The organism is Flavobacterium rhizosphaerae (assembly GCF_046000445.1).
GTDB classification, from domain to species: Bacteria; Bacteroidota; Bacteroidia; order Flavobacteriales; family Flavobacteriaceae; genus Flavobacterium; species Flavobacterium rhizosphaerae.
Genome location: NZ_JBELPZ010000024.1, coordinates 1 through 22,000 on the forward strand (window position 1 = coordinate 1; position 22,000 = coordinate 22,000).

Consider the following 22,000-nt stretch of genomic DNA (forward strand, 5'->3'; position numbering starts at 1 on the left):
GTACTGCAGTTTGTGGGAGAGTATGTCATCGCCTTCTTATATAAATCCCCTATCCTTATGGATAGGGGATTTTTTTTTGTTTTATGGTGTACTACCAACCTATGGCCAGGCAAATCCTATTCTTCAGTTCCTTACATCAAATTAAGTGTAGACATCTTTCTGTTCTACCATTTTCCAATTAAAAAATAATGCACAAAATTATTTTCATATCTATAAAATGATTTTATTGAACTTCATTTGTCACAATTTTATGTCTTACTTATACTTTTCGGTAAGTTAATACTTCATTTATAAAATCTGATTTAACATATTTTTAAGTTTTCATTGGTATTTCCTTAATATAAAAGTTGTGTTTTAATTAGAGAATTCTCGTTAAAATTCAAAAAACATGTTAAAATTTCACTTTTTGCTATTAATTAAAAAAATCATTTTCGATTTTTTTTTGATTTATTCTTTGCTGTTTATCAGCTATTTATAAATAGCTATTGATATTTACTTTGTAAATATTGTTTTTTTAATCGACTATCTACACTTGTAACTATTTAATAATCAGTTATTTATAATATAATTTCTCTAATATTGTACTTATAAACGTTGCGTGAGTATTTGCTTAATGATAATTCAAAAAGCAAATTTTGTTTAAGGAAAAAATAAGTATTATGAAGAAAATTACTTTTGTTCTAGCGCTGTTATTCAACATTGCACTAAATGCACAATTGTCTAACTTTACTCTTTCCGTTACTAAAACTGATGAAAGTTGCCAGGGAAACGGGTCATTAACTTTTTTGGTATCTAATACTACCCCAAACGCTTCTTTACTTTATAAAGTTTATCTTTTACCAGATACTTCAACTGCCATTGCTATTACCCAGGAGAATTATGTGGGAGGGTTAGGAGCAGGTACATATAAAGTGGTTGCAATACAATCTTTAGGTAATGAATTGGCAACTAAAGAGAAAAATGTAACTATTGTTGAGGATATCACATCTTTTAATTTTAACGTTTCTACTCAAAATCAGCCATGTTCTTTAACTGGTACTCTGGTTGTTGAGGCTACCTCTGGTACAGCAGTTTCGTATGAAATTATTGGTGGTCCTGAAACCAGGCCGTTACAGGCTTCAAATGTTTTTTCTGGTTTGGGGCAAGGTACCTATAAAGTGAGAGCTTTTGATGCATGCGGCGTAGGCAAAGTAAGAAGCCATACCTTATCAATTGTTACAACAGACTTAAATATATCAGACCCTATTTTTCCGGATGAGATTAGTCCTGAATGCGACTCTATAACTGTAAACAATGTTATAACCGCATCATCAGGCTCTATAACATATCCGGTTGCCGTTCAACACGTTATTTCTACTCTTGATATTGGGGGAGATCCAATAATTATCAATCAGGTTTTTAACACAGGAGATGAAAATGCACTTACCGTTTCGGCTATAATGCCAAGATATATGGATCAACTCTATACTTATGATATATCAGTAACTGATAATTGTAGTACTGTTTATGAAAAGTTTGATAATGTTGTAGACCCAAGTATTATTCTTGAACTTTCTGATCAAGAGGCTCCCTGTGCTGAAAAGTTCTTAGAGCTTAGTGCCTATAAATTTACAGATTCTTATACTGTTGAATTTTTAAGTGCTCCCGCAGATTTTAACCCTGCAGATTTTAATGCAACACCTGCAGGACCTTTTACTGAAGTTTCAACTACTTATGGTAGCGAGCAAAACCCAATGCCATTTGGTGATTATGTTGTTAAAATTACTGATGCTTGCGGGCGCACAGCTACAGAATCTATATCGCTTATTTTTGTTAAACCTACACCAAATGCCAGAGGCTTTAACAATGGTTGTTTTTCTTTATTCGGTAAAATAAATATAAGTGTACCGGAGCAAGACATAGTTTCTGCTACATTAATAGAAGCTCCGGAGGCTTACACATCTGTTATGGCAATACCACAGGATCTAACAGCATTTTTACTTGGTAATCCTAAAAAAATAGTAATGCCGGATATGCCGTTGGGAGAATATACAATACAGTTTACAGATGATTGTGGTTTTGAATATGAAGTTACTGTAGAAGTACCGCCATTTGTAGAAAAGGATTTTAATTTATCTACTTTGCCTGGTTGTGCTGTTGGCTTTGGTACAATACGTTTAAGAAGCGGAAACGGCCCGCTTGAAGAAGTATATATTACATCTGCACCTGCAGCTTTTGGGCAATCATTACCATACAATGTTACAGGGTTGTTAACCAATAACGGACAGTTATACTTAGGTGATTTGCCTGGGGGTAGATACACATTTAATGCAACAGACTATTGTGGTATAGAAAAAGATATGACAGTTGATGTAGATGGTTACCAACCCGATAGCAATAGTTTTGAATTCATTCCAAGGTGCGGTGGTTTTGCTGTAGACATGCATGATAACAGTAATGGTTTACAGGGGGCTAAATTTTGGTTACAAAAGTATTATCCTCAAAGTGATAGTTGGGGGCACCCAAACAATCCAAATAATTTATATGAAGAAGGCTCTATACCTACTAATAGTAATGGTAGAAGCCTGAACAATAACGCTATAAGAAACAATTTAAATTTCACCGGAAGATTCAGGATAATCAAAAAATTTGACACTTTTAGCACCGGTACTAGCGAAGTAACTGAATGTGTTAGTGTACTGGGAGAATTTGAATATCGTGATGTACTTACTATAAATACAGCCTATACACTGGCATGTATTGGTAACCCTGATGATGTACTGATTGAAGCAACAGGCCAGCCCACATCGTTTACAATAATAGAAAAAGACGGCCAGCCTTATAGTTTTGATAACGGAAGCGACAATGTATTTCATAACATTGAGCCGGCTGAATATGTTTTCAGGATAGAGGATGATTGTGGTAACGTGGTAACACAATGGTTTAATGTGAGAGAATTGCCTTCTATTGCAGATGCTACACAGCCTAAAGATCTGATTATCTGTGTTGAGGAGGGTGAAACTGCTGGAAATGTATATCACCTTACAGATCAGAATGACTCGGTATTAGGGCCATTACACAGCTCAATGTATACCATTACTTATCACCTTACTTACGAAGATGCTGATACTGGCGAAAATCCGTTACCGGAATACTATACCGCACTTAGCAATGGACAAACCATATATGTAAGGCTTGTACATAATGAAATTCAGATTTGCCACGGTATCACTTCGTTCCAGCTGTTTATTGGTGAGTATGAGCAACCGGTTATTACTACTACAGGTACTATATGTAACGAAGGCAGTGTAGCAGTTACTGCTGAAGGAAATTTTGATACGTACATGTGGTCTACAGGTGAAACTACAAGAACTATTTATGTTACAGAACCGGGTGTATATGCAGTTATAGGTGGTAGAAGTTATGGTACTGCAAGTTGTGATGGTTATGAAGAGGTTATAATAAACCAGTCTGCAACACCTGAAATTACAAAAATAGAAACTAAAGACTGGACCCGTGACCAAAACATGATTATTGTACATGTAAAAGGAAACAGCAGCTACGAATATTCGCTTGACGGAATCACTTACCAAACCAGTAATGTATTTACAGGCCTTGAAACAGGAGTGTATCAGGTATATGTAAAAGATGCATACGGGTGCGGTGAAGATATAAAGGAAATTGCTTTGTTAAACTATCCTAACTATTTTACGCCTAACGGAGATGGTATTCATGACACATGGTATATTAAATATGCCGCGCTTGAGCCACACATTGAGATTAATATCTTTGACCGTTATGGTAAATTTATAACCACTTTCGGCTCAACCAGCAAAGGTTGGGACGGTACTCTGAATGGCATCCAACTTCCTTCAACGGATTACTGGTTTGTGGTTACAAGAGAAGATGGTACGCAGCATCGCGGACATTTTGCAATGGTGCGCTAAAGTTTAGTTTAATGTTAATAAGAATCCTTTCCTAAAGTGGGGAAGGATTCTTTTTTTATGTATTTATGTCAAGATCCCGTATATAGTCTTCATACTCATAAAAAAAACGCTCAAAAGCATCCATCTTTTCATAAAAGAAATCAAATATATCCTGCCAGGTTGCTTTGTTATATAGGCTTATGCCTGTTTTTTCAACCCATACCCGGCTAATGGTTTTTCCGTTTTCCAAATAGTAATTTTGTTCATATACAGCATCGGGTAAAAATTCTTCCCGCAATATGGTTTGTAAAGAAACCATTTTTTCAAAATACACTATTCTTTTTTCTTCCTCTTTAGGTTCTATATCCAGCAATACCTGCGCCGTTTTATTATCGGCATAAAATTTAAGCGATACATCTTTTATACGGGTATTGTACAATAGCCATTTGCGTGGATATTCATTAGCAAATGCAGTCCAGAATTCTTTTTTCAATGCTTGTGATTCGGCTTTACTAAACATGTTTTTTTATTGAGTGCTTTAAAGTATATTTATGGTAAATTAATATAAATGCTTTTTACCGAATTTATAAAACTTACCCCAAAAATAGTAAACAGCAGCTTACCGGCAGTAACTGCACATATAAAAATGGCTCCTATAGAGCGTCAGGCCCAGTTGGGTACTGATTATTTTCTTAAAAACAACCCAAGGGAATCGGCTGTAATGATGCTTTTTTATCCGAAGAATGACCAGGCTACTTTGGTGCTCACCAAACGTAATACATATAAAGGAGTGCATTCAGCGCAAATATCATTTCCCGGGGGTAAAAAAGAACCCGAAGACAACAGCCTTACGCAAACTGCTTTACGCGAAACGTATGAAGAAATTGGTATAGCCCCTTCACAAATTAATGTGATAATGCCATTTACAAAAGTGTATATACCACCTAGTAATTTTCTTGTTGTTCCGTTTTTAGGTACCATGGGGCATACCCCTGTGTTTGTGCCGGATCCTAAAGAAGTAAATACTATAATTGAAATGCCGGTACAAACACTGCTTGATGATGCTATTGTTACTACTATTGAGATGAAAACATCGTACGCAGAAAAAATAGTAGTTCCGGCATTTGAAATTGAGGGGAATATTATATGGGGAGCCACAGCCATGATGCTAAGCGAACTTAAAGAAATAATAAAAAATACGGCTAAATGACCCTTATTTTGTAAATTAGCGGCTCACTTTGCTATTAATTATGGGGTTGTTTAAAAAAAATCCTTTCGGTCATATACTTTTTTTGAAACGCTGGCTTATTGTAACCTTTGGTGCGATGACGCATAGGCGTTACAAAGGCTTTAACCAGTTACAGATTGAAGGTTCTGAGATAATAAGATCTTTACCGCCTACTAATGTTTTATTTATTAGTAACCACCAAACTTATTTTGCTGATGTTGTGGCCATGTTTCATGTGTTTAATGCCAGCCTTAAGGGGCGTGAAGACAGTTTAAAAAACATTGGTTATTTATGGAAGCCTAAGCTTAACATTTATTACGTTGCGGCTAAAGAAACCATGAAAGCCGGCTTGTTGCCACGTATAATGTCTTATGCAGGTGCTATAACGGTTGAACGTACCTGGCGCGAAAAAGGTAAAGAAATACAACGCGAGGTTAACCCCAACGATACCGAAAATATTAAAGATGCCTTAATTGATGGTTGGGTTATTACTTTTCCACAGGGTACAACAAAGCCTTTTAAGCCTATCCGTAAAGGTACTGCGCATATAATAAAACAGCATAAACCCATTGTTGTGCCTATTGTTATAGACGGTTTTAGGCGCTCTTTTGATAAAAAAGGGTTACGCACAAAAAAGAAAGGCATTTTTCAGTCCTTTCAGGTTAAAGAACCGCTTCAGATAGATTATGACAATGAGTCTATTGATGAAATAGTAGAAAAAATAGAATATGCTATAGAACAGCACCCGAGCTTTTTAAAAGTAATACCTGTAGAAGAGCTTGAAGCTGTTGAAGAATTAAACAAACAACGAAAATGGGAGTATTAGTTACTAACCGCCTCCACTGTATAACCTTGTTTTCGAAGTAGTACTATTACGCCATTTTCGCCACCAAGATGTGCAGCGCCAACGGCAAAAAAGGTAGGCGTATTTTTTGCCGCGGCAATAATTTCAGGCACCCATTTTTTATTACGGTCATTTAGCATTATATCCTCATTTCCTGTAATTTCGCTATCCTGCTCTTTTACAAGCTTCATAATTTTATTTAGGTCTTTAGAGTTATATACCTCTAACAGTTTAATAAAGTCTTCTTTTTCCTTAGCCAGGTTGCCCTTCGCCATTTTAATCAGCTCCTCAAGTTGTTTATCATAGGGTATCTCATCAAAAACAGCCATTTGGTCTGCTATGCTTTCAAGCCCATAAATCTCTTCATTATTTGCTTTGGCAACTTGCATTAGTTCCTGCTCGTATGATTGTGGTTGGCAGTCCAGCACTACATTGGTAAGCATCATACTTAAAAGGGCGGGCTTAAACCGGTCTGCAAGCGCTAAAGGCATGCTCAATTTTTCGGTTAGAAAAGTATCTAATAAGGCATAATCTTCCGCTGAAGCCATAGCACTTATTTTATTTCCGTCTTTCATTAAAATACCCGACATCATTTTAGACGGTAAAGCAGGGTCATCCATATCCACCTCTAAATAAAGCTGGCGGGTTGCGTTAAGGGCACTCACCACATTTTCATCTATTATGGCATTGCAGGTAATGTGTACGGTGCCAAATAAATAAGATGGTTGCTTAATTTCTTTACCGCTTATCTTCCAGAGCAGGCCTTTTTCAAGGTGTTGCGCCTGTGTACCAAAAGTGGTAAGCAGCATGCCCAAAAATACAAAAAGCCTTTTCATAACTATTGCTCCATTTGTTTCAGTTCTTCATAATTTTTTATGAGGCGTTTAAGCAATATACCATATATCAAACGGTATATAAGCCACATAGCAAAAAAGAATAGTCCCAGCAACAACAATGTAATAACAATAGTTATCATATAAAAAAACACTTCATCTCCCGATTGTTGCGATTGTTCATAGGCATTAAGGATAACAGGGTCTGATTGCAGTAATATAATTAAAACAACAATAGCGCCTATAATATTGTAGGATATGGTAATGTATATATAGTTTCTAACCGCCTTTCTGGTAGCCAGTATACTCGACATAAGTTTTTTTACATTATCTGTAGCAGTAATTTTTTTATACCGGGTATAAAATATATATATAAAGTATAAAATAATACCATAGCTTATAACAGAGAGGCTAACAATAAGATATTCCAGCCCGAGGCCCCTGAGTGTTTTATTGGTTGAATTATCTTTTAATAAAATATTTAAACCAAGCCATGCGGCAAATTCAATTATACTTATAATTAATATCCACTTTACTATAGATGATGAGCGCTTATGCAGCATGGCATAAATTTGCTGCTGAGAAAAACGGGGATAATTATCGTTTTTCTGCCAGTTATTCTTTAATTTATCTAATGCATCCATTGTCTGGCTACGGATTTAAAATTTTTTTCAGTTTCCCTTTTACCCGGTTCATTTTTACCCGGGCATTTACCTCACTAATACCCAATGTTTCGGCTATTTCGGCATAATCTTTATCTTCAAGGTACATAAACACAAGCGCCTTGTCAATATCATTTAATTGCTGCACCGCCTGGTACAACATTTTAAGCTGTTCTTCCTCTTCATAATCATATTCGTCCTGGTTTATTTTATGTAATGTGCTGTCAAACTCAACAGTAGTAAGGCTGCGGGTTTTTTTACGGTATAATGTAATTGCAGTATTAAGCGCTACCCTATAAGCCCAGGTAGTAAATTTAGAATCGCCCCTGAATTTGGGATATGCCTTCCATAATTGTATGGTAATCTCCTGAAAAAGGTCTTTGTGTGCATCTTCGCTGTTGGTATACAGCCTGCATATTTTATGTATGAGGTTTTGGTTTTCCTCAAGTTGTTCAACAAAGCTCTTTTCAATGGTGGTATCCATGTGCTATTGGTATATAAAAAGGCATATATGTTACAAAGGTTTATAAATCTTTGTCTTTATAATAATTTACCAAAAGGCCAACAAATTTACTATAGGCTTTTAATCCGTCTTTTTGGTTATTCATTTTCAGGTAATTATCATAAATATATTTAAATATATCTTCCACAAAAGATTCATATTTTTTATTGTAGGCCTCGCTTTGTTCAAAGTTTTTTAGGATACCTTTATTAATAAGCGGCTCAAGGCTTTTTGCTTTTTCTTCATCAATCTTTTCAATATTACGCAGGCAATACTTTAAAGCAAACGTATAGCCGGAATAAGAAAAGTACTTATCATTACTTTTTACCGAAGCCATATACCCTATAAAGTTGGCCTCGCTTTCGCTGGCATACCCAATCTGATGGCTCATTTCATGGCAGGTAGTGGTGGGTAGGTTATAGAGTGGCAGGGTGTTGTTTACCTGTGCCTCGTTAGTAAATGGGTTTAAATAACCCCCAAACCCCATATATGATAGCGGCACGCTTATAAGCGATGATTTGGTACTCTCATGGCTAAAAGCAAAAGAGGGGAAACTCTTTTCCAGTTCGGTATACGCAGTAACCGATTTTTCATACACCTGCTGTAGTGTATACGGATTTTTTACCGCTATGGTGTCATTACCAGTTATAGCATAATGTGCTGCATTGGCTTTGGTTATAAGTAGCTTTGTAAAGCTTATTAGCTCCTCCGGTGTATACTCTTTCTCTATATGCATCTTTTCATGCAGGGGCTGCCGGTGGTAATTGAGCGCCCATAAAAAATTGAACAGGAAATATATAACCGATAGAAAAGCAAAAACAGACAGTAAGTTGTATTTATATTGCATTTTCCAGGTTTTTCTTTTTATCCACAGCCAGCGTATGGCAAACAGAATGATGGCACCATATAGAACATCGCCAACAGAAAAACCGATCCATCCAAAAATAATCCGCTCAAACCTACTGATATAAGGAAAAATGCCATTACTGTAATATTTTTCAATAAACCCCGGGAACAAGCCAAGAATATTTATAATAACAATTTGTATGGGGAAAAGTAGGGCAAGGGCTTTTGTTCGGCTCATAGTCATCAAAATGGTTGAGTAAATATAGTACTTTTGCAGAAACTGTTTTCTATGTCTGACTTCCGGCTGAAAGTTTTTTATACCGTAGCTACACGCCTTATATTTATAATATTAGCATTATTTTGCCTAACCCCGTGGGCATCTCCGCCATTGGCATTAGCTTTGGGTATTGCGCTGGCATGGTTGGTAGGGCATCCCTTCCCGGAGCATACCCAAAAAGGTACACATTGGTTATTACAGGCATCGGTAGTAGGGCTGGGCTTTGGCATGAATGCACAAAGTGCGCTTAAAGCGGGTGAGCAGGGTATAGTATTTACCATAATTTCTATAGTCAGTACCCTTATTTTAGGCTGGTTGTTAGGACGTTTAATGAAGATTGAGAAAAAAACCTCATACCTTATTTCGTCCGGTACGGCAATATGCGGCGGCAGTGCCATAGCGGCAGTATCACCCGTTATCCGGGCAGAACAGAAACAAATTTCCGTTGCGCTTGGGGTAATTTTTATACTCAATTCAATTGCACTTATTCTGTTCCCGTTCATAGGGCATCAATTTAATATGTCTCAGCAGGAATTCGGGTTATGGAGCGCCATAGCCATACATGATACCAGTTCGGTTGTTGGGGCAGCGGCAAAATATGGCGACCAGGCATTGCAGGTAGCCACCACCGTAAAATTAGCCCGCGCCCTTTGGATAATCCCCGTTGCATTCTTGTCGTCATTCCTATTTAAAAGCAAAGAGGCAAAAATTAAAATCCCTTACTTTATTGGCTTATTTATTTTAGCTATGCTGGCTAATTCTTACATCCCGGCTGTGCAGGCAATAAGCCCTTTTATGGTTACTATAGCCAAGGCAGGGCTTACGCTAACCTTGTTTTTTATAGGCTGTGGGTTGTCAAAAAAAACACTCACCTCTGTAGGGGTAAAGCCATTAATTCAAGGAGTAGCTTTATGGATATTTATTTCGGTAATGGCACTTTGGGCAGTAATGGAGTTTGCATAAAGTAACCCGATAGTTTTGTCAGGTTTGGGTATAAAAGTACCTTTGCAGTAATAATAAACAACAGATAATGAACAACGAAATTCGTAACCTTGAGCCTAAAGCGCTCTGGAATAAATTTGCCGACCTGAATGCTGTACCACGCCCTTCTAAAAAAGAAGAAAAAGTTATTGCTTTTATGAAAGATTTTGGCCAAAAACTTGGGCTGGAAACTTTTGAAGACCAAGTAGGCAATGTTATCATTAAAAAGCCGGCTACACCGGGTATGGAAAACCGCAAAACCATAGTGATACAAAGCCACCTGGATATGGTGCACCAAAAAAATGCCGATACAAACTTTGATTTTGATACTCAGGGTATAGAAATGTATGTTGATGGCGACTGGGTACGTGCCAAAGGCACCACTCTTGGTGCAGATAACGGCCTTGGTGTGGCTACTATTATGGCGATTTTAGAAAGTAAAGCTATTCAGCATCCTGCTATTGAAGCGCTTTTTACCATAGATGAAGAAACTGGAATGACAGGAGCCATGGGCCTTAAAGGCGGATTGCTTGACGGTGAAATTCTATTAAACCTGGATACTGAAGAAGATGATGAAATTGATATAGGTTGTGCCGGTGGGGTAGATGTTACTGCTGAACGCAGCTATAATGAGGAAGAAGTACCCGAAAATTCTGTATCATATACCATTACCGTAAAAGGGTTAAGCGGCGGCCATAGCGGTATGGATATTAACAAAGGCTTGGGCAATGCCAATAAAATAATGAACCGGTTATTGTTTGACAGTTTTGAAAATTTTGGGTTGCAGCTAGTAGAAATAAATGGCGGCGGCCTGCGCAATGCCATACCAAGGGAGAGTGTGGCAAAGGTTATTATATCTGAAATTTTTGATGAGGCTTTTGTTTTTGACATGCAGGAGGTTATTAATGATATAAAAACAGAATTAAAAACCACCGAGCCTAAGCTGCAGATTGTTATAGAAAAAACTAATGATATGCCTGCCGGAGTAATGGATTTAGGCGTGCAGGAAGGTTTGATTCGCGCGCTGTATGCAGCCCATAACGGGGTATACAGAATGAGTGCAGATATGGAAGATTTGGTGGAAACATCTAACAATATTGCCCGCGTAGAAGTTAAAGAAGGGAAAATAAAAATAAACTGCTTAACACGTTCTTCTGTAGAAAGCAGTAAGATGGATTTGGCCAATGCTTTACGCAGCACCTTTGAGCTTATAGGCTGCGAGGTTACTTTTGGGGGCGCTTATCCGGGGTGGACACCCAATGTGAATTCGCCTATTTTAGAAGTGCTAAAAGATATTTATACCAAGCAAAATGGTAACGAGCCAAATGTGGTGGCCTGCCATGCAGGATTGGAATGTGGTATTTTAGGTACCAATTACCCGGATATGGATATGATTTCCTTTGGGCCAACCATTAAAGGCGCCCATAGCCCCGATGAACGTGCCAGTATAGGATCAGCGCAAAAATATTGGAAATTTGTTTTGGAAATACTGGAGAATATTCCGGTGAAATAATTATAGACAATATTTCATTATAATTGAAAATCCGCTTATATGAACTGCCCCCAAAAAGTTAGACACTATTTGGGGGCATTTTTTATTCAATTTCAATATCATATTTATACAAAAGCCCCTGCAAACTTTCTTTACTGAATTTTGCTTTTTTAATACGGTTACGTTCGGGGTCTATGGCAAAATTACGGGCTGTACGAAAATCAGTTTTTTCCAGAATAGTGTTGTCAAATATAGCTTTGCTAAGGTCGCATTCTTTAAAAACAGCGCTTGTCAGGTCTGCCTCGCTAAAATCAGCATCTTGCAACAGGCAGTTAGCAAAAAGGGTCTTCTTTAATTTAAGCTGATAAAAAGATACCAGTTGCATCTGGCAGCCTTCAAATCCAACTTCAAATAAAAAGGGTTCTGCTTTGCTAAAGTCCAGCCCCAGTAATTTACAGTTTTTAAAAACCACATTTTTAAAAGCCGTTGTATAAATATTGGCATTACCAAGGTTACAGTCAGTAAACGTACAATCTGTAAAAACAACACTTTTTAGCGAAGTATTTTCAAAGTTACACCCTGTAAAATTGCAGTTATCATACTCTGCTATGGGCAGGGGTGTGGTGACAAAATTTTGTTTGGCAAAAGTTTTTTCCTCAATAAAATCCATTATCATTTCTTTTTCATAGGAAATTCCACTTCAATCCTATTCCCGCCCTGTGTGCCTGATATAACAGCAAATAATGAATCGTTACTGATTTTGTTATACGTTATTTTCGAAGGAAAGTTGTGTTGCGGATTCTCAAAAATGATTTTATCATTATCAATAGAAGTCATTTTAAACTGTATGGCCTCAGCATTATTTTGATTAGGTACAGTAACGGTAAGTGTCATTTCATTATTTACATCATCAATAACCATAGTTTCAGAAAAAACAGTATCACTGCCCTGTAATGTGTAACTTTTGCCATGAAAAACAGAATCGTTTACTTTACGCCAGGTTTCAGTACTTACATTCCCATCCGCTTCATCGCCCCAGGTTCCCAGGAGCCAGGCCGCTTTTTCCATATCAGGGTGTGCATTATTAGTACAGCCACACAGTACAAGTAAGCAAATCAGTAATGTAAAGGTCTGTTTTTTCATGGTGTTTGTTTTTTTTCGCAATATAGCAAATCAGGCGTAAAAAACGTCACTGCAAAGTTCCATATTAATGGCTGCTCCTGCCATAGTGCCCTGGGCCACAGCAGTACTTACAGCCCGCATGGGTGTACAGCAGTCTCCGCAAGCATACACGCCTTCTATATTGGTTTTCTGCATAAAGTCAGTAATAATATAACCCTGCTCATTTATGCCACAACCAAGCCTTTGGGGTATATCGGTTTGCTGTATACTTTTAGGCCTTACATACAGCGCAGAAAGCGCCTGTTCATTAGCATCCTGCAAAACAATGCTGCCCATATATCCATTTTGGTGGTTTATTTTTACAACAGGGCTTTCCTGTACCGAAATATTATTTTTTTGAAGTTTTTCAAGCTGTTCCGGGGTAAAATCTTTTGGCCCGTTAGTAAAAACAGTAAGCTTTTGGGTAAGGTTGTGTACTAATAAAGCATAATGAAAGGCGGCATCGCCATTAGCCAGAATACCGGTAGCTTTATGTTTATATTCATAACCATGGCAGTAGGGGCAGTGTATGGCCGAAATTCCCCAGCAATCTTTAAGCCCGTTTATAGCGGGCAATTCATCCTTAACCCCTGTAGCAAGCAAAATTTTTGTAGCAGTATAAGTATTCTGCTTTTGTGTGGTTAGTCTAAATCCGTCTGCTACGCGTTCAGCAGAAAGGGCAAGGTCTTCAGTAAACGTTACTGTTTCATAAGCTAAAACCTGTTCTTTTGCCTTTTGGGCAATTTGATAGGGTGTTGCGCCATCATGTGTAATAAAGTTGTGCGAATGTGGTGTAAAACGGTTACAGGGTGTACCACTGTCAATAATCAGTACATTTCTTAACGACCTTCCCAAGGCCATAGCAGCAGAAAGCCCGCTGTAGCTTCCGCCAATAATAATAACGTCAAAATGGCTTTGCATAACGTTGCATTTTATGATTGATGATTTGGCAAATATAGGATAATTTTGTATTATTGCAACATAATTGCATTAAAAATGAAACGAAGAAACACTCCTGCAAAACAAACTGTATTGGATATACTTACCACCGAAGGTTTTGCCTTGAGCCAGGATGTTATTGAACAGAGAGTAAATGGAAGTATGGACCGCGTAACCATATACCGTGTATTGAACCGTTTTTGTGAAGATGGGGTAGTACATAAATTTCAGGCCGATAACGGTAAATATTATTTTGCATTATGCACAGGTTGCAAGGGAGACACACATAACCACAATCATTTTCATTTCAGGTGCCTGGGCTGCGAAAAAGTAGAATGCCTGCCACAGCAGGTTATCATTAGCCTGCCACAAGGCTACCGCATGCACGATTGTAATAGCTGGGTAAACGGTTATTGCGTGGATTGTAAATAATGGAACATAATTTGCTTTACAAACAGTGTATTTACAATCAAAAAAAATTGCGTAATTTTGCGCATCCAAAACTAAGGAGAAATGAGTATGTTAGACAGGCTACAGTATATAAAACAGCGTTTTGATGAGGTGAGCGACCAGGTGATTAACCCTGAAATTATTGCTGACCAAAAACGTTATGTACAGCTAAATAAAGAATATAAAGACCTTAAAGCTCTTGTTGATAAGCGTGATGAATATGTAATGCTTGTTAATAATATTGATGAGGCAAAAGAAATTATAGCAGACGGCAGCGATGCCGAAATGGTAGATATGGCTAAAATGCAATTGGATGAAGCCCAGGACAGGCTACCGCAGCTTGAAGAGGAAATCAAGTTTATGCTGATACCAAAAGACCCGGAAGATGCTAAAAATGTAATGGTAGAGATACGTGCCGGTACCGGTGGCGATGAAGCCAGTATTTTTGCAGGAGACCTATATAGGATGTACACCAAATATTGCGAAGGCCGTGGCTGGAGAACCAGCGTGGTTGACCTTAACGAAGGTACATCGGGCGGGTTTAAAGAGATTGTTTTTGAAGTTACGGGCGAAGATGTTTACGGTACCCTTAAGTTTGAGGCAGGCGTTCACCGTGTGCAGCGTGTACCCCAAACTGAAACCCAGGGGCGTGTACACACCTCTGCTGCCACCGTTATGGTACTGCCCGAAGCAGAAGAATTTGATGTGCATTTAGATATGAACGATGTACGTATCGACTTTTTCTGTTCTTCCGGTCCCGGTGGGCAATCGGTTAATACAACCAAATCTGCCGTGCGTATGACACACATCCCAACAGGGTTGGTGGCACAGTGCCAGGACGAAAAATCGCAGCATAAAAATAAAGATAAGGCTACACAGGTTTTACGATCGCGCCTTTATGAAATGGAGCTTGCCAAAAAGCAGGAAGAAGATTCTGCAAAGCGTAGCTCACAGGTGAGCAGTGGCGACCGTTCAGCTAAAATACGTACCTACAATTATCCACAGGGGCGTGTTACAGATCACAGAATAGGACTAACACTTTATGACCTTGACGGTGTTATGAACGGTAACATACAGAAAGTTATAGATGAGCTGCAATTGGTAAATAATACCGAAAAACTAAAAGAAACAGAAGTGTTTTAATACACTGAAATAACTATAAAAAAGGCTGCCTGAATTTTAGGCAGCCTTTTTTATGTCTGGTATATATATTAGTCACCAAGAATAGTGCTGCGGTGTAGTTTTCCCCAATTTTCAAGCGCACCCATAACATTTGACAGCGTATAGCTGTGTGCCGTCCATGCATATACTACCGTTGGAGGAAAAGTATCATGTACGGTACGCTTTACAAGTTGGTTGGTTTCCAGGTCTTTTAGCTCTTTACTCAAAACTTTATCAGTAATGCCGCCTACTTCCTTACTTAACTCTTTAAAACGCTTGGGGCCACTGCTTAGTGCCACAATTATAGGCAGTTTCCATTTACCACTAAGTACCTCCAGGGCATCTTTAATGGGGCGCATGGCCGCTTTGTGACATTTGGTAAATGGCTGTTGTTCTAAAACATCATTTTTCATTTTGCTGAAATTTAAATAACTATACTTTAGGTTAGTGCTTTCCTAAAGTATAGTACTATCTTTTGTAAAGCAAATATATATAAGTTTGTATAGATTTTAAAACAATATTAATTTAAATATAATACAAAATGATTTTAGTTACAGGTTCAACCGGACAACTGGGTACAGCAGTGGTAAATTATCTGCAGGAAAGGGTTCCCGCTTCAAAAATAGCTGTTTTGGCCAGGGATGCACAAAAAGCACAACATTATGCAGATAAAGGTATTACGGTACGTGTTGGAGATTATCATGATTATGCTTCGCTTGTTACCGCTTTTGAGGGGATAGAAAAAGTGTTGCTTATTTCCTCAAGTGATTTTAATGACCGCGTAGGGCAGCAAATAAATGTTATAAATGCAGCAAAACAGGCAGGTGTAAAACATATTGCCTATACCGGTATTGAAGATAAAGACGCTCATAATTCTGCCACAGGTATACTGGCAAAAGACCATGCTGAAACGGGTGATTATTTAAAAGCTTCAGGGGTAGGGTATACATTGTTAAACAATTCGCTTTATGCCGATGTTATCCCCATGTTTGTTGGAGAAAATGTGCTTGAAAATGGTATATTTTTCCCCGCAGGGCAGGGCAGGGTACCTTTTGCTACCCGTGATGATATGGCACTTGCCGCTGCTGTAGTGCTTACAACACAGGGGCATGAAAATAAAGAATATGCTATTGCTAATGATGAAAGCTTGTCTTTTAAAGACATAGCAGAAATTATTTCAGAAATTACAGGAAAGCAAATTACTTACACCAGCCCTGACGCCGAAACATATAAAAATGTACTTAAAGAAGCGGGTGTGCCGGACAATTTTATCTGGATGCTGTCGGGTTTTGCACAGGCCATAAAAGATAAAGAACTGGAAACCGGAAAAGCCTACCTGAGCAAACTTATTGATAAAAAACCAACTTCGGTAAAAGAGTTTTTAACTCAGGTATATAAATAAATCATATATACCTTAAAAAGAAGTGTTTAGATTTTAATAATCAAGCTGTCTCAAAAGTGTCATTTTGGTTGTCATAACTACCTTTTGAGACAGCTCCTTTTAATATTAGGCTGCAACTTATTTATAGTTTATTTTTGCGGTAGTAAACAAACAACTTTGTAATGACTACCACACAACTTTACAGCGAGATAGTTAAAAAGAAATCTTTTTTAAGTATAGGGCTTGATGTAGATCTGGATAAAATTCCGCCACACCTCCTACAAGCCGAAGACCCAATATTTGAGTTTAATAAAGCTATTATTGACGCTACGCATAATCTTGCAGTAGCCTACAAACCCAATACTGCATTTTTTGAGGCTTATGGGATTAAAGGCTGGCACTCGCTTGAAAAAACTATAGCATATATCAACCAAAATCATCCTGAAATTTTTACTATTGCCGATGCCAAGCGTGGCGATATAGGCAATACTTCTGCCATGTATGCCAAGGCTTTTTTACAGGACCTGAATTTTGATTCTGTTACAGTAGCGCCTTATATGGGTAAAGATAGTGTGGAACCATTTTTGGCGATGCAGGATAAATTTACCATATTGCTGGCTTTAACCAGCAATAGCGGTGCTTTTGATTTTCAAACGAAGGATGCCGGGGGTAAAGAATTATACAAGCAAGTGCTGGAAACCAGTAAAACATGGCAAAACAGCCAAAATTTAATGTATGTGGTAGGGGCTACAAAAGCCGAATACTTTACTGAAATACGCAAAATTATACCTGATAGTTTTATACTTGTGCCTGGGGTTGGTGCACAGGGGGGCAGCCTTGAAGATGTTTGCCGTTATGGCATGAACGATAAAGTGGGGCTTTTGGTAAACTCTTCCCGGGGTATTATATATGCCTCTAAAGGAGAAGATTTTGCAGAGAAAGCGCGTGAAGAAGCTTTGAAGATGCAACAGCAGATGGCACATATTTTAGGATAACTGACACTTTGAATTTGAAACCTGACACCACATTATTTACCGATCAGCTTGGTACTACCATGAGCCTGAATGGCACCCCACAACGTATTATCAGCCTGGTGCCCTCTATAACCGAACTGCTCTTTGATTTGGGGCTTGAGGAGCGCATAGTGGGTATCACCAAATTTTGTGTGCATCCGTACCATTTTAAATCAATCAAAGAGAAAATTGGAGGTACTAAGAAGGTGCATACCGAAAAAATACGGCTGCTTAAACCGGATATTATTATTGCCAATAAAGAGGAAAATACTGAACAGATTGTGAAAGACCTTTCTGCCATTGCTCCCGTATGGGTAAGCGATATTACTACTATTGATGATTTGCTGCAACTGATTGAAGCCTTTGGAAAACTTTTTTCGGTACGTACACAGGCACGGCAGTTAACTGATAAAATTAATTTTGGACTTGCCGACTTTAAGCGGTTTATGCACGGCAGGGAGTGGCAAAGGTCAGCCTATTTTATATGGAAAAACCCCTATATGGCGGCAGGGCATACCACTTTTATAAATGAAATGATGAAGCTGAACCATTTTAGCAATATTTATGAAAATAACGAAGGCAGATACCCTGAAGTAGTAGTGCAGAAAATACGTATTCAGGGCGACCCTGAAATAGTTTTACTCTCTTCTGAACCTTACCCATTTAAAGATGAAGATGCCTTTGAGCTGGGGCGGCATACGCACCACGCTAAAACTGTTTTTGTAGACGGCGAAATGTTTAGCTGGTATGGCAGCCGTATTTTAAAGGCACTTCCATACTTTAAGCTGTTACAGGAAAGAATAAAAGAACCGGTTTAAAAAGTACATAAAAAATGCCGAGACCTAAGCGTTTCGGCATTTTTCTAACTAACCCTAACCAAATGTGAGAAAACTATTTGTTGTATGCAAAGTAGCTAAAAATAATTAAGGTCAACGTTAAAATTGTGTTATATATGTTGTTGGTAATTAAAACTTTAGAATTTATTATCTTGTAAGGCAAATACCCTTTTTAGCAAATCGCTGGTGCGCTCTGATACATCATTACGTATGTCTTTTTCTTCAACCGCTATCATTTTAAACACACCCTCCAATGCTTTATTAGTTACATAATCGGTAAGGTCCGGATTTACTTTTTCTACAAACGGAACCTGATTATAACGCGTTATAATGTTTTTCCAAACAGCATCGGCACCCACCTTATCAAAAGATGATTTAATAACGGGATTAAACTTGGTATATAATTGTGTAGTGGTTTTATTTTGCAGGTATACCGTAGCGGCACTATCACTACCAAGCAATATATTACGGGCATCTGTAAATGTCATATCCTTAACAGCTGTTACAAAAATAGGGGTAGCCTGCTTTACGGCATCTTCCGCAGCACGGTTCATTAGCTTCAGTCCTTCGTCTGCCAGGCTGCCTAATCCTATATTACGTAAAGTATTGTCTACTTTTTGCAATTCGGCAGGCAATAATATTTTCACCATTTCATTTTTATAAAAACCGTCTGTCTGTGTTAATTTGGTTACTTCTTTATCAATACCCTTATCCAGCGCTTCTTTAAGCCCAGCCGCTATTTCTGTATTGCTAAGCACCCCGGTTTGAGGCCATTGAGAAGCGGCTTGCTGTAACTCTGCACAGCCTGAGAATAAAAAACAGGCTGCAAATAGTAGTAAAGTATATTTTTTCATAATTGCTATTTAAATTCGACCTGTAAAACAACATATTTTTTAGGAAACATCTCAATTAATAATTATAAATTTGTCCTAATTTTCTTTTTAAATAATGCACAATACATCAAAACGCAAAATATGCACATACTTATTTTGCTTTATATTTTTATTAAATATACTTTTTACACAAACCTTACAATCTCAAACTACACCAACTGTTTTCCCTACAGATTCTTTGGCGGAAAATTCTCCCGAAGATGGCTCTTTAGGGCATAAGCTGGTTTACGATTTAAAAAGTGTTGCAGGGGGTGTAGGGCATATGTTTACCGGACCTTTACGCTGGGAAAAAGAAGAATTTATCAAGGCCGGCGCATTTGTTGGTGCTTCCGGTTTGTTATTATTGGCAGATGAAGGTGCCTCAAACTATTTTAGTTCACAGGGCAGGGGCATACCGGAGGGCTGGCACCGCTTGGGCTGGTATATGGGTAAACCACAGTATAACTATACTTTTACCGCAGGTGTATACCTAACCGGGCTGGTAACTAAAAACGAAAAAATAAGGCGGACCGGTGTGCTCATTATAGCCGCTGCCACGGCGGGCGGCTTGGTACAAACGGTTACCAAAACTCTTGCAGGGCGTGCGAGGCCTGCAGCTGATAAAGGCAATTTATATTTTAGCCCTTTTAATAACGAGGCAAAATACCACTCATTTCCATCGGGCCATACTATATTATCTACTACGGTGGTATATGCAATTTCAAAGCAATTTACCAACCCGTGGGTGAAAGCAGGTATACTTTCGGTAGGGGTAATAACACCGGCATCACGGCTATGGGATAACGCCCACTGGCTTAGCGATGTTGCTATTGGTGCCGGTATTGCTGTTTTAAGTGTGGAGTCTGTAGACCGCTTTTTAAAAAAGAAAGAAAAATATGCAGCAGACCGCATCACTGACCCCCACCAGAAGAAAATATCGTGGAATTTGAAGCTTGGTTATAACCAGATAGGTATAGTAGGGGTGTTTTAAGTAGGGTATTGAAGGTTAATCCTGCAGGGCAAAAACCTTTTTAAGCAGGTCTGATGTCCGCAATGAAACGTTGGTCCTTATTTCTTTTTCTTCAACTGCTATCATTTTAAATACCCCTTCCAGGGCTTTATTGGTAACATAATCGGTTAGGTCAGGGTTTACCTTACTTACCAGTGGCAGGCTATTGTATTTGGTAATTATTTTTTCCCAGACAGCATCGGCACCTACTTCGCTAAGCGAATTTTTTACCACAGGGCTAAATTTTGTATAAAGCGGTGATGAGGTTTTGTTTTCCAGGTAAACCGTGGCAGAATTATCGCTGCCCATAAGTATATTTTTGGCATCGGTAATGTTCATGCCGGTAATAGCATTGGTAAAAATAGGGGTAGCTTCTTTCACGGCATCTTCTGCAGCCCTGTTGAGTAATTTAACACCTTCATCAGCAAGATCTGCCATCCCCATTTTTCTTAATGTGGCATCAACTTTTTGCAGTTCTTCCGGCAGCAGTATTTTTACCGTTTCGTTTTTATAAAAACCATCAACGGCAGTTAGTTTTGTTACCTGTTCGCTAACACCTTTTTGCAGCGCCTGCTTAAGGCCTTCGCCAATATCGGCATTGCTTAACGTAGAAGTTCCTGTTGCAGCAGAAACTTTGTTTTTTGCTTTATTTACTAAATCTTTAAGCTGTGCATTAGCAGTTGTGCTAATACCTAATAGGATAAGGAAGGGTAATACGATTTTTTTCATGAAATGTTTTCTTACTGTAACACAGTATATTCAAAAACCATTCCGAAGCCAAAGAGGTTACTCTTTATCCAGTACCCGTTTCACTTCTTTTACTACAAGCGGGTACGCAGGATATGTCATTATATGCCCATATCCCTGTAGTTCCAGCAGGGTGGTGTCTTTATGTCCGGCTATTTTCATCATACGCATCATATAGGCATTTTCTTCATAGCGCCCAAGCATTTCCAGTTCCCTGTCACCAGTTATAAGTAAAAGTGGGGGAGCATCGGCACGCACATAATATAATGGGGCATATTCATCTATAACAGGCTGTTTTTCGTCAATGCCATTTTCTTTGCGTACGGTAAAGTGTGTTATACAATGGGGGCTAAGCGGTATAAGCCCTGCTATTTTGTTGGCATCAATATTATGCTTGGCCAGGTATTTTTTGTCGAGCCCCACCATAAGGGCCAGATATCCGCCTGCTGAATGGCCACTGACAAATATTTTATCAGGATCCCCACCATATTGTTTTATATTTTTAAAAGCCCATGCAACAGCCGCCGCGCTGTCTTCTATATAAGCCGGGGCTTTTACATTGGGGCTAAGGCGGTAGCCTACCCCTATAATGCAATATCCTTTATCTTTTAATCCTTCCGGTATTTCTTTAGAGCCGCTGGTAATGCCCCCACCGTGAAACCATACAATAGTAGCAAAGTTTTTTTTGTTGGCAGGGTAGTATATGTCTAATACACATTGTTTGGCTTTGTAGGCATCATTTTCATATTCAGAATCAGGGTAGTAACGTATATCTTTTTTGATATCGTACTCTGATTTTTGAGCAAAAGTAAGGGCAGTAGAACAGGTAACTAATAAAAGTAAAAGGATTTTTTTCATGGT

The 22,000-nt window shown here is 38.4% G+C and carries 23 protein-coding genes; 11 read left to right on the top strand and 12 right to left on the bottom strand.

Annotated features, from left to right (window positions below):
• Positions 1-659 precede the first annotated feature (659 nt).
• Entirely contained in the window at positions 660-3,926 is a 3,267-nt protein-coding gene (locus ABS766_RS15790; protein ID WP_408086163.1) for a T9SS type B sorting domain-containing protein, read from the top strand.
• Positions 3,927-3,981: 55 nt separating this feature from the next.
• Here the strand turns inward: ABS766_RS15790 and ABS766_RS15795 are convergent, their stop codons facing one another.
• Positions 3,982-4,425 carry a DUF4268 domain-containing protein gene (locus ABS766_RS15795; protein WP_408086164.1) on the bottom strand — a complete coding sequence of 148 codons (444 nt, stop codon included), beginning with the start codon at positions 4,423-4,425 and terminating at the stop codon, positions 3,982-3,984.
• 48 nt (positions 4,426-4,473) lie between these two features.
• On the opposite strand from ABS766_RS15795, the gene ABS766_RS15800 reads away from it, so the two are divergent.
• Positions 4,474-5,115, top strand: coding sequence for an NUDIX hydrolase (locus ABS766_RS15800; protein ID WP_408086165.1), 642 nt, complete (start codon positions 4,474-4,476; stop codon positions 5,113-5,115).
• 40 nt (positions 5,116-5,155) lie between these two features.
• A complete protein-coding gene (locus ABS766_RS15805; protein WP_408086166.1) occupies positions 5,156-5,959 on the top strand; it encodes a lysophospholipid acyltransferase family protein in 804 nt (267 codons plus the stop codon).
• On the opposite strand, the gene ABS766_RS15810 is transcribed toward ABS766_RS15805, so the two are convergent.
• Genes ABS766_RS15810 through ABS766_RS15825 form a run of 4 tightly spaced genes read right to left on the bottom strand, consistent with a single transcriptional unit; the run spans position 5,956 to position 9,058 of the window.
• Entirely contained in the window at positions 5,956-6,813 is an 858-nt protein-coding gene (locus tag ABS766_RS15810) for a TraB/GumN family protein (RefSeq protein ID WP_408086167.1), read from the bottom strand. The two genes, ABS766_RS15805 and ABS766_RS15810, sit on opposite strands and share 4 nt — an antisense overlap.
• A 2-nt stretch (positions 6,814-6,815) precedes the next feature.
• Positions 6,816-7,454 carry a hypothetical protein gene (locus ABS766_RS15815; protein ID WP_408086168.1) on the bottom strand — a complete coding sequence of 213 codons (639 nt, stop codon included), beginning with the start codon at positions 7,452-7,454 and terminating at the stop codon, positions 6,816-6,818.
• A 7-nt stretch (positions 7,455-7,461) separates the two neighbouring features.
• The gene (locus ABS766_RS15820; RefSeq protein WP_408086169.1) at positions 7,462-7,956 is read right to left on the bottom strand and encodes an RNA polymerase sigma factor; all 495 of its coding nucleotides are present in this window, start codon (positions 7,954-7,956) and stop codon (positions 7,462-7,464) included.
• A 40-nt stretch (positions 7,957-7,996) separates the two neighbouring features.
• Positions 7,997-9,058, bottom strand: a complete 1,062-nt coding sequence (locus ABS766_RS15825) for a DUF3810 domain-containing protein (protein ID WP_408086170.1) — start codon at positions 9,056-9,058, stop codon at positions 7,997-7,999.
• Positions 9,059-9,109: 51 nt separating this feature from the next.
• Between ABS766_RS15825 and ABS766_RS15830 the strand changes: the two genes are divergently transcribed.
• Together ABS766_RS15830 and ABS766_RS15835 are read left to right on the top strand one after the other, a co-directional pair.
• Positions 9,110-10,060 carry a YeiH family protein gene (locus ABS766_RS15830; RefSeq protein ID WP_408086199.1) on the top strand — a complete coding sequence of 317 codons (951 nt, stop codon included), beginning with the start codon at positions 9,110-9,112 and terminating at the stop codon, positions 10,058-10,060.
• A gap of 67 nt (positions 10,061-10,127) precedes the next feature.
• Entirely contained in the window at positions 10,128-11,591 is a 1,464-nt protein-coding gene (locus tag ABS766_RS15835) for an aminoacyl-histidine dipeptidase (protein WP_408086171.1), read from the top strand.
• An 82-nt stretch (positions 11,592-11,673) separates the two neighbouring features.
• On the opposite strand, the gene ABS766_RS15840 is transcribed toward ABS766_RS15835, so the two are convergent.
• Genes ABS766_RS15840 through ABS766_RS15850 form a run of 3 tightly spaced genes read right to left on the bottom strand, consistent with a single transcriptional unit; the run spans position 11,674 to position 13,652 of the window.
• Positions 11,674-12,240 (bottom strand): pentapeptide repeat-containing protein, encoded by a 567-nt coding sequence (locus ABS766_RS15840; protein WP_408086172.1) that lies wholly within the window; start codon positions 12,238-12,240, stop codon positions 11,674-11,676.
• A 2-nt stretch (positions 12,241-12,242) separates the two neighbouring features.
• Complete coding sequence (locus ABS766_RS15845; RefSeq protein WP_408086173.1) at positions 12,243-12,713, bottom strand: DUF6265 family protein; 471 nt, start codon at positions 12,711-12,713, stop codon at positions 12,243-12,245.
• 30 nt (positions 12,714-12,743) lie between these two features.
• Positions 12,744-13,652: an NAD(P)/FAD-dependent oxidoreductase gene (locus tag ABS766_RS15850; protein ID WP_408086174.1), complete on the bottom strand. Its 909-nt coding sequence runs from the start codon at positions 13,650-13,652 to the stop codon at positions 12,744-12,746.
• Positions 13,653-13,727: 75 nt separating this feature from the next.
• Here ABS766_RS15850 and ABS766_RS15855 point away from each other — a divergent pair, with 75 nt between their 5' ends.
• Together ABS766_RS15855 and prfA are read left to right on the top strand one after the other, a co-directional pair.
• Positions 13,728-14,102 (top strand): Fur family transcriptional regulator, encoded by a 375-nt coding sequence (locus ABS766_RS15855; protein WP_408086175.1) that lies wholly within the window; start codon positions 13,728-13,730, stop codon positions 14,100-14,102.
• A gap of 87 nt (positions 14,103-14,189) precedes the next feature.
• Positions 14,190-15,263, top strand: coding sequence for a peptide chain release factor 1 (prfA, locus tag ABS766_RS15860; RefSeq protein WP_408086200.1), 1,074 nt, complete (start codon positions 14,190-14,192; stop codon positions 15,261-15,263).
• Positions 15,264-15,331: 68 nt separating this feature from the next.
• Here prfA and ABS766_RS15865 read toward each other — a convergent pair whose 3' ends face one another.
• Positions 15,332-15,694 (bottom strand): winged helix-turn-helix transcriptional regulator, encoded by a 363-nt coding sequence (locus ABS766_RS15865; protein ID WP_408086176.1) that lies wholly within the window; start codon positions 15,692-15,694, stop codon positions 15,332-15,334.
• 128 nt (positions 15,695-15,822) lie between these two features.
• Here ABS766_RS15865 and ABS766_RS15870 point away from each other — a divergent pair, with 128 nt between their 5' ends.
• The 3 genes from ABS766_RS15870 to ABS766_RS15880 all read left to right on the top strand — a co-directional run bounded on the left by ABS766_RS15870 (position 15,823) and on the right by ABS766_RS15880 (position 18,493).
• The gene (locus ABS766_RS15870; protein ID WP_408086177.1) at positions 15,823-16,683 is read left to right on the top strand and encodes an SDR family oxidoreductase; all 861 of its coding nucleotides are present in this window, start codon (positions 15,823-15,825) and stop codon (positions 16,681-16,683) included.
• A gap of 161 nt (positions 16,684-16,844) precedes the next feature.
• Entirely contained in the window at positions 16,845-17,657 is an 813-nt protein-coding gene (gene pyrF, locus ABS766_RS15875) for an orotidine-5'-phosphate decarboxylase (protein WP_408086178.1), read from the top strand.
• Between the two features lie 59 nt (positions 17,658-17,716).
• Positions 17,717-18,493, top strand: coding sequence for a helical backbone metal receptor (locus tag ABS766_RS15880; RefSeq protein ID WP_408086201.1), 777 nt, complete (start codon positions 17,717-17,719; stop codon positions 18,491-18,493).
• 155 nt (positions 18,494-18,648) lie between these two features.
• Here ABS766_RS15880 and ABS766_RS15885 read toward each other — a convergent pair whose 3' ends face one another.
• Positions 18,649-19,365, bottom strand: coding sequence for a DUF4197 domain-containing protein (locus ABS766_RS15885; protein WP_408086179.1), 717 nt, complete (start codon positions 19,363-19,365; stop codon positions 18,649-18,651).
• Positions 19,366-19,459: 94 nt separating this feature from the next.
• Here ABS766_RS15885 and ABS766_RS15890 point away from each other — a divergent pair, with 94 nt between their 5' ends.
• A complete protein-coding gene (locus ABS766_RS15890; protein WP_408086180.1) occupies positions 19,460-20,374 on the top strand; it encodes a phosphatase PAP2 family protein in 915 nt (304 codons plus the stop codon).
• Positions 20,375-20,389: 15 nt separating this feature from the next.
• On the opposite strand, the gene ABS766_RS15895 is transcribed toward ABS766_RS15890, so the two are convergent.
• A complete protein-coding gene (locus tag ABS766_RS15895) occupies positions 20,390-21,121 on the bottom strand; it encodes a DUF4197 domain-containing protein (RefSeq protein WP_408086181.1) in 732 nt (243 codons plus the stop codon).
• A gap of 57 nt (positions 21,122-21,178) precedes the next feature.
• Positions 21,179-21,997, bottom strand: a complete 819-nt coding sequence (locus tag ABS766_RS15900) for an alpha/beta hydrolase (protein ID WP_408086182.1) — start codon at positions 21,995-21,997, stop codon at positions 21,179-21,181.
• Positions 21,998-22,000 lie beyond the last annotated feature (3 nt).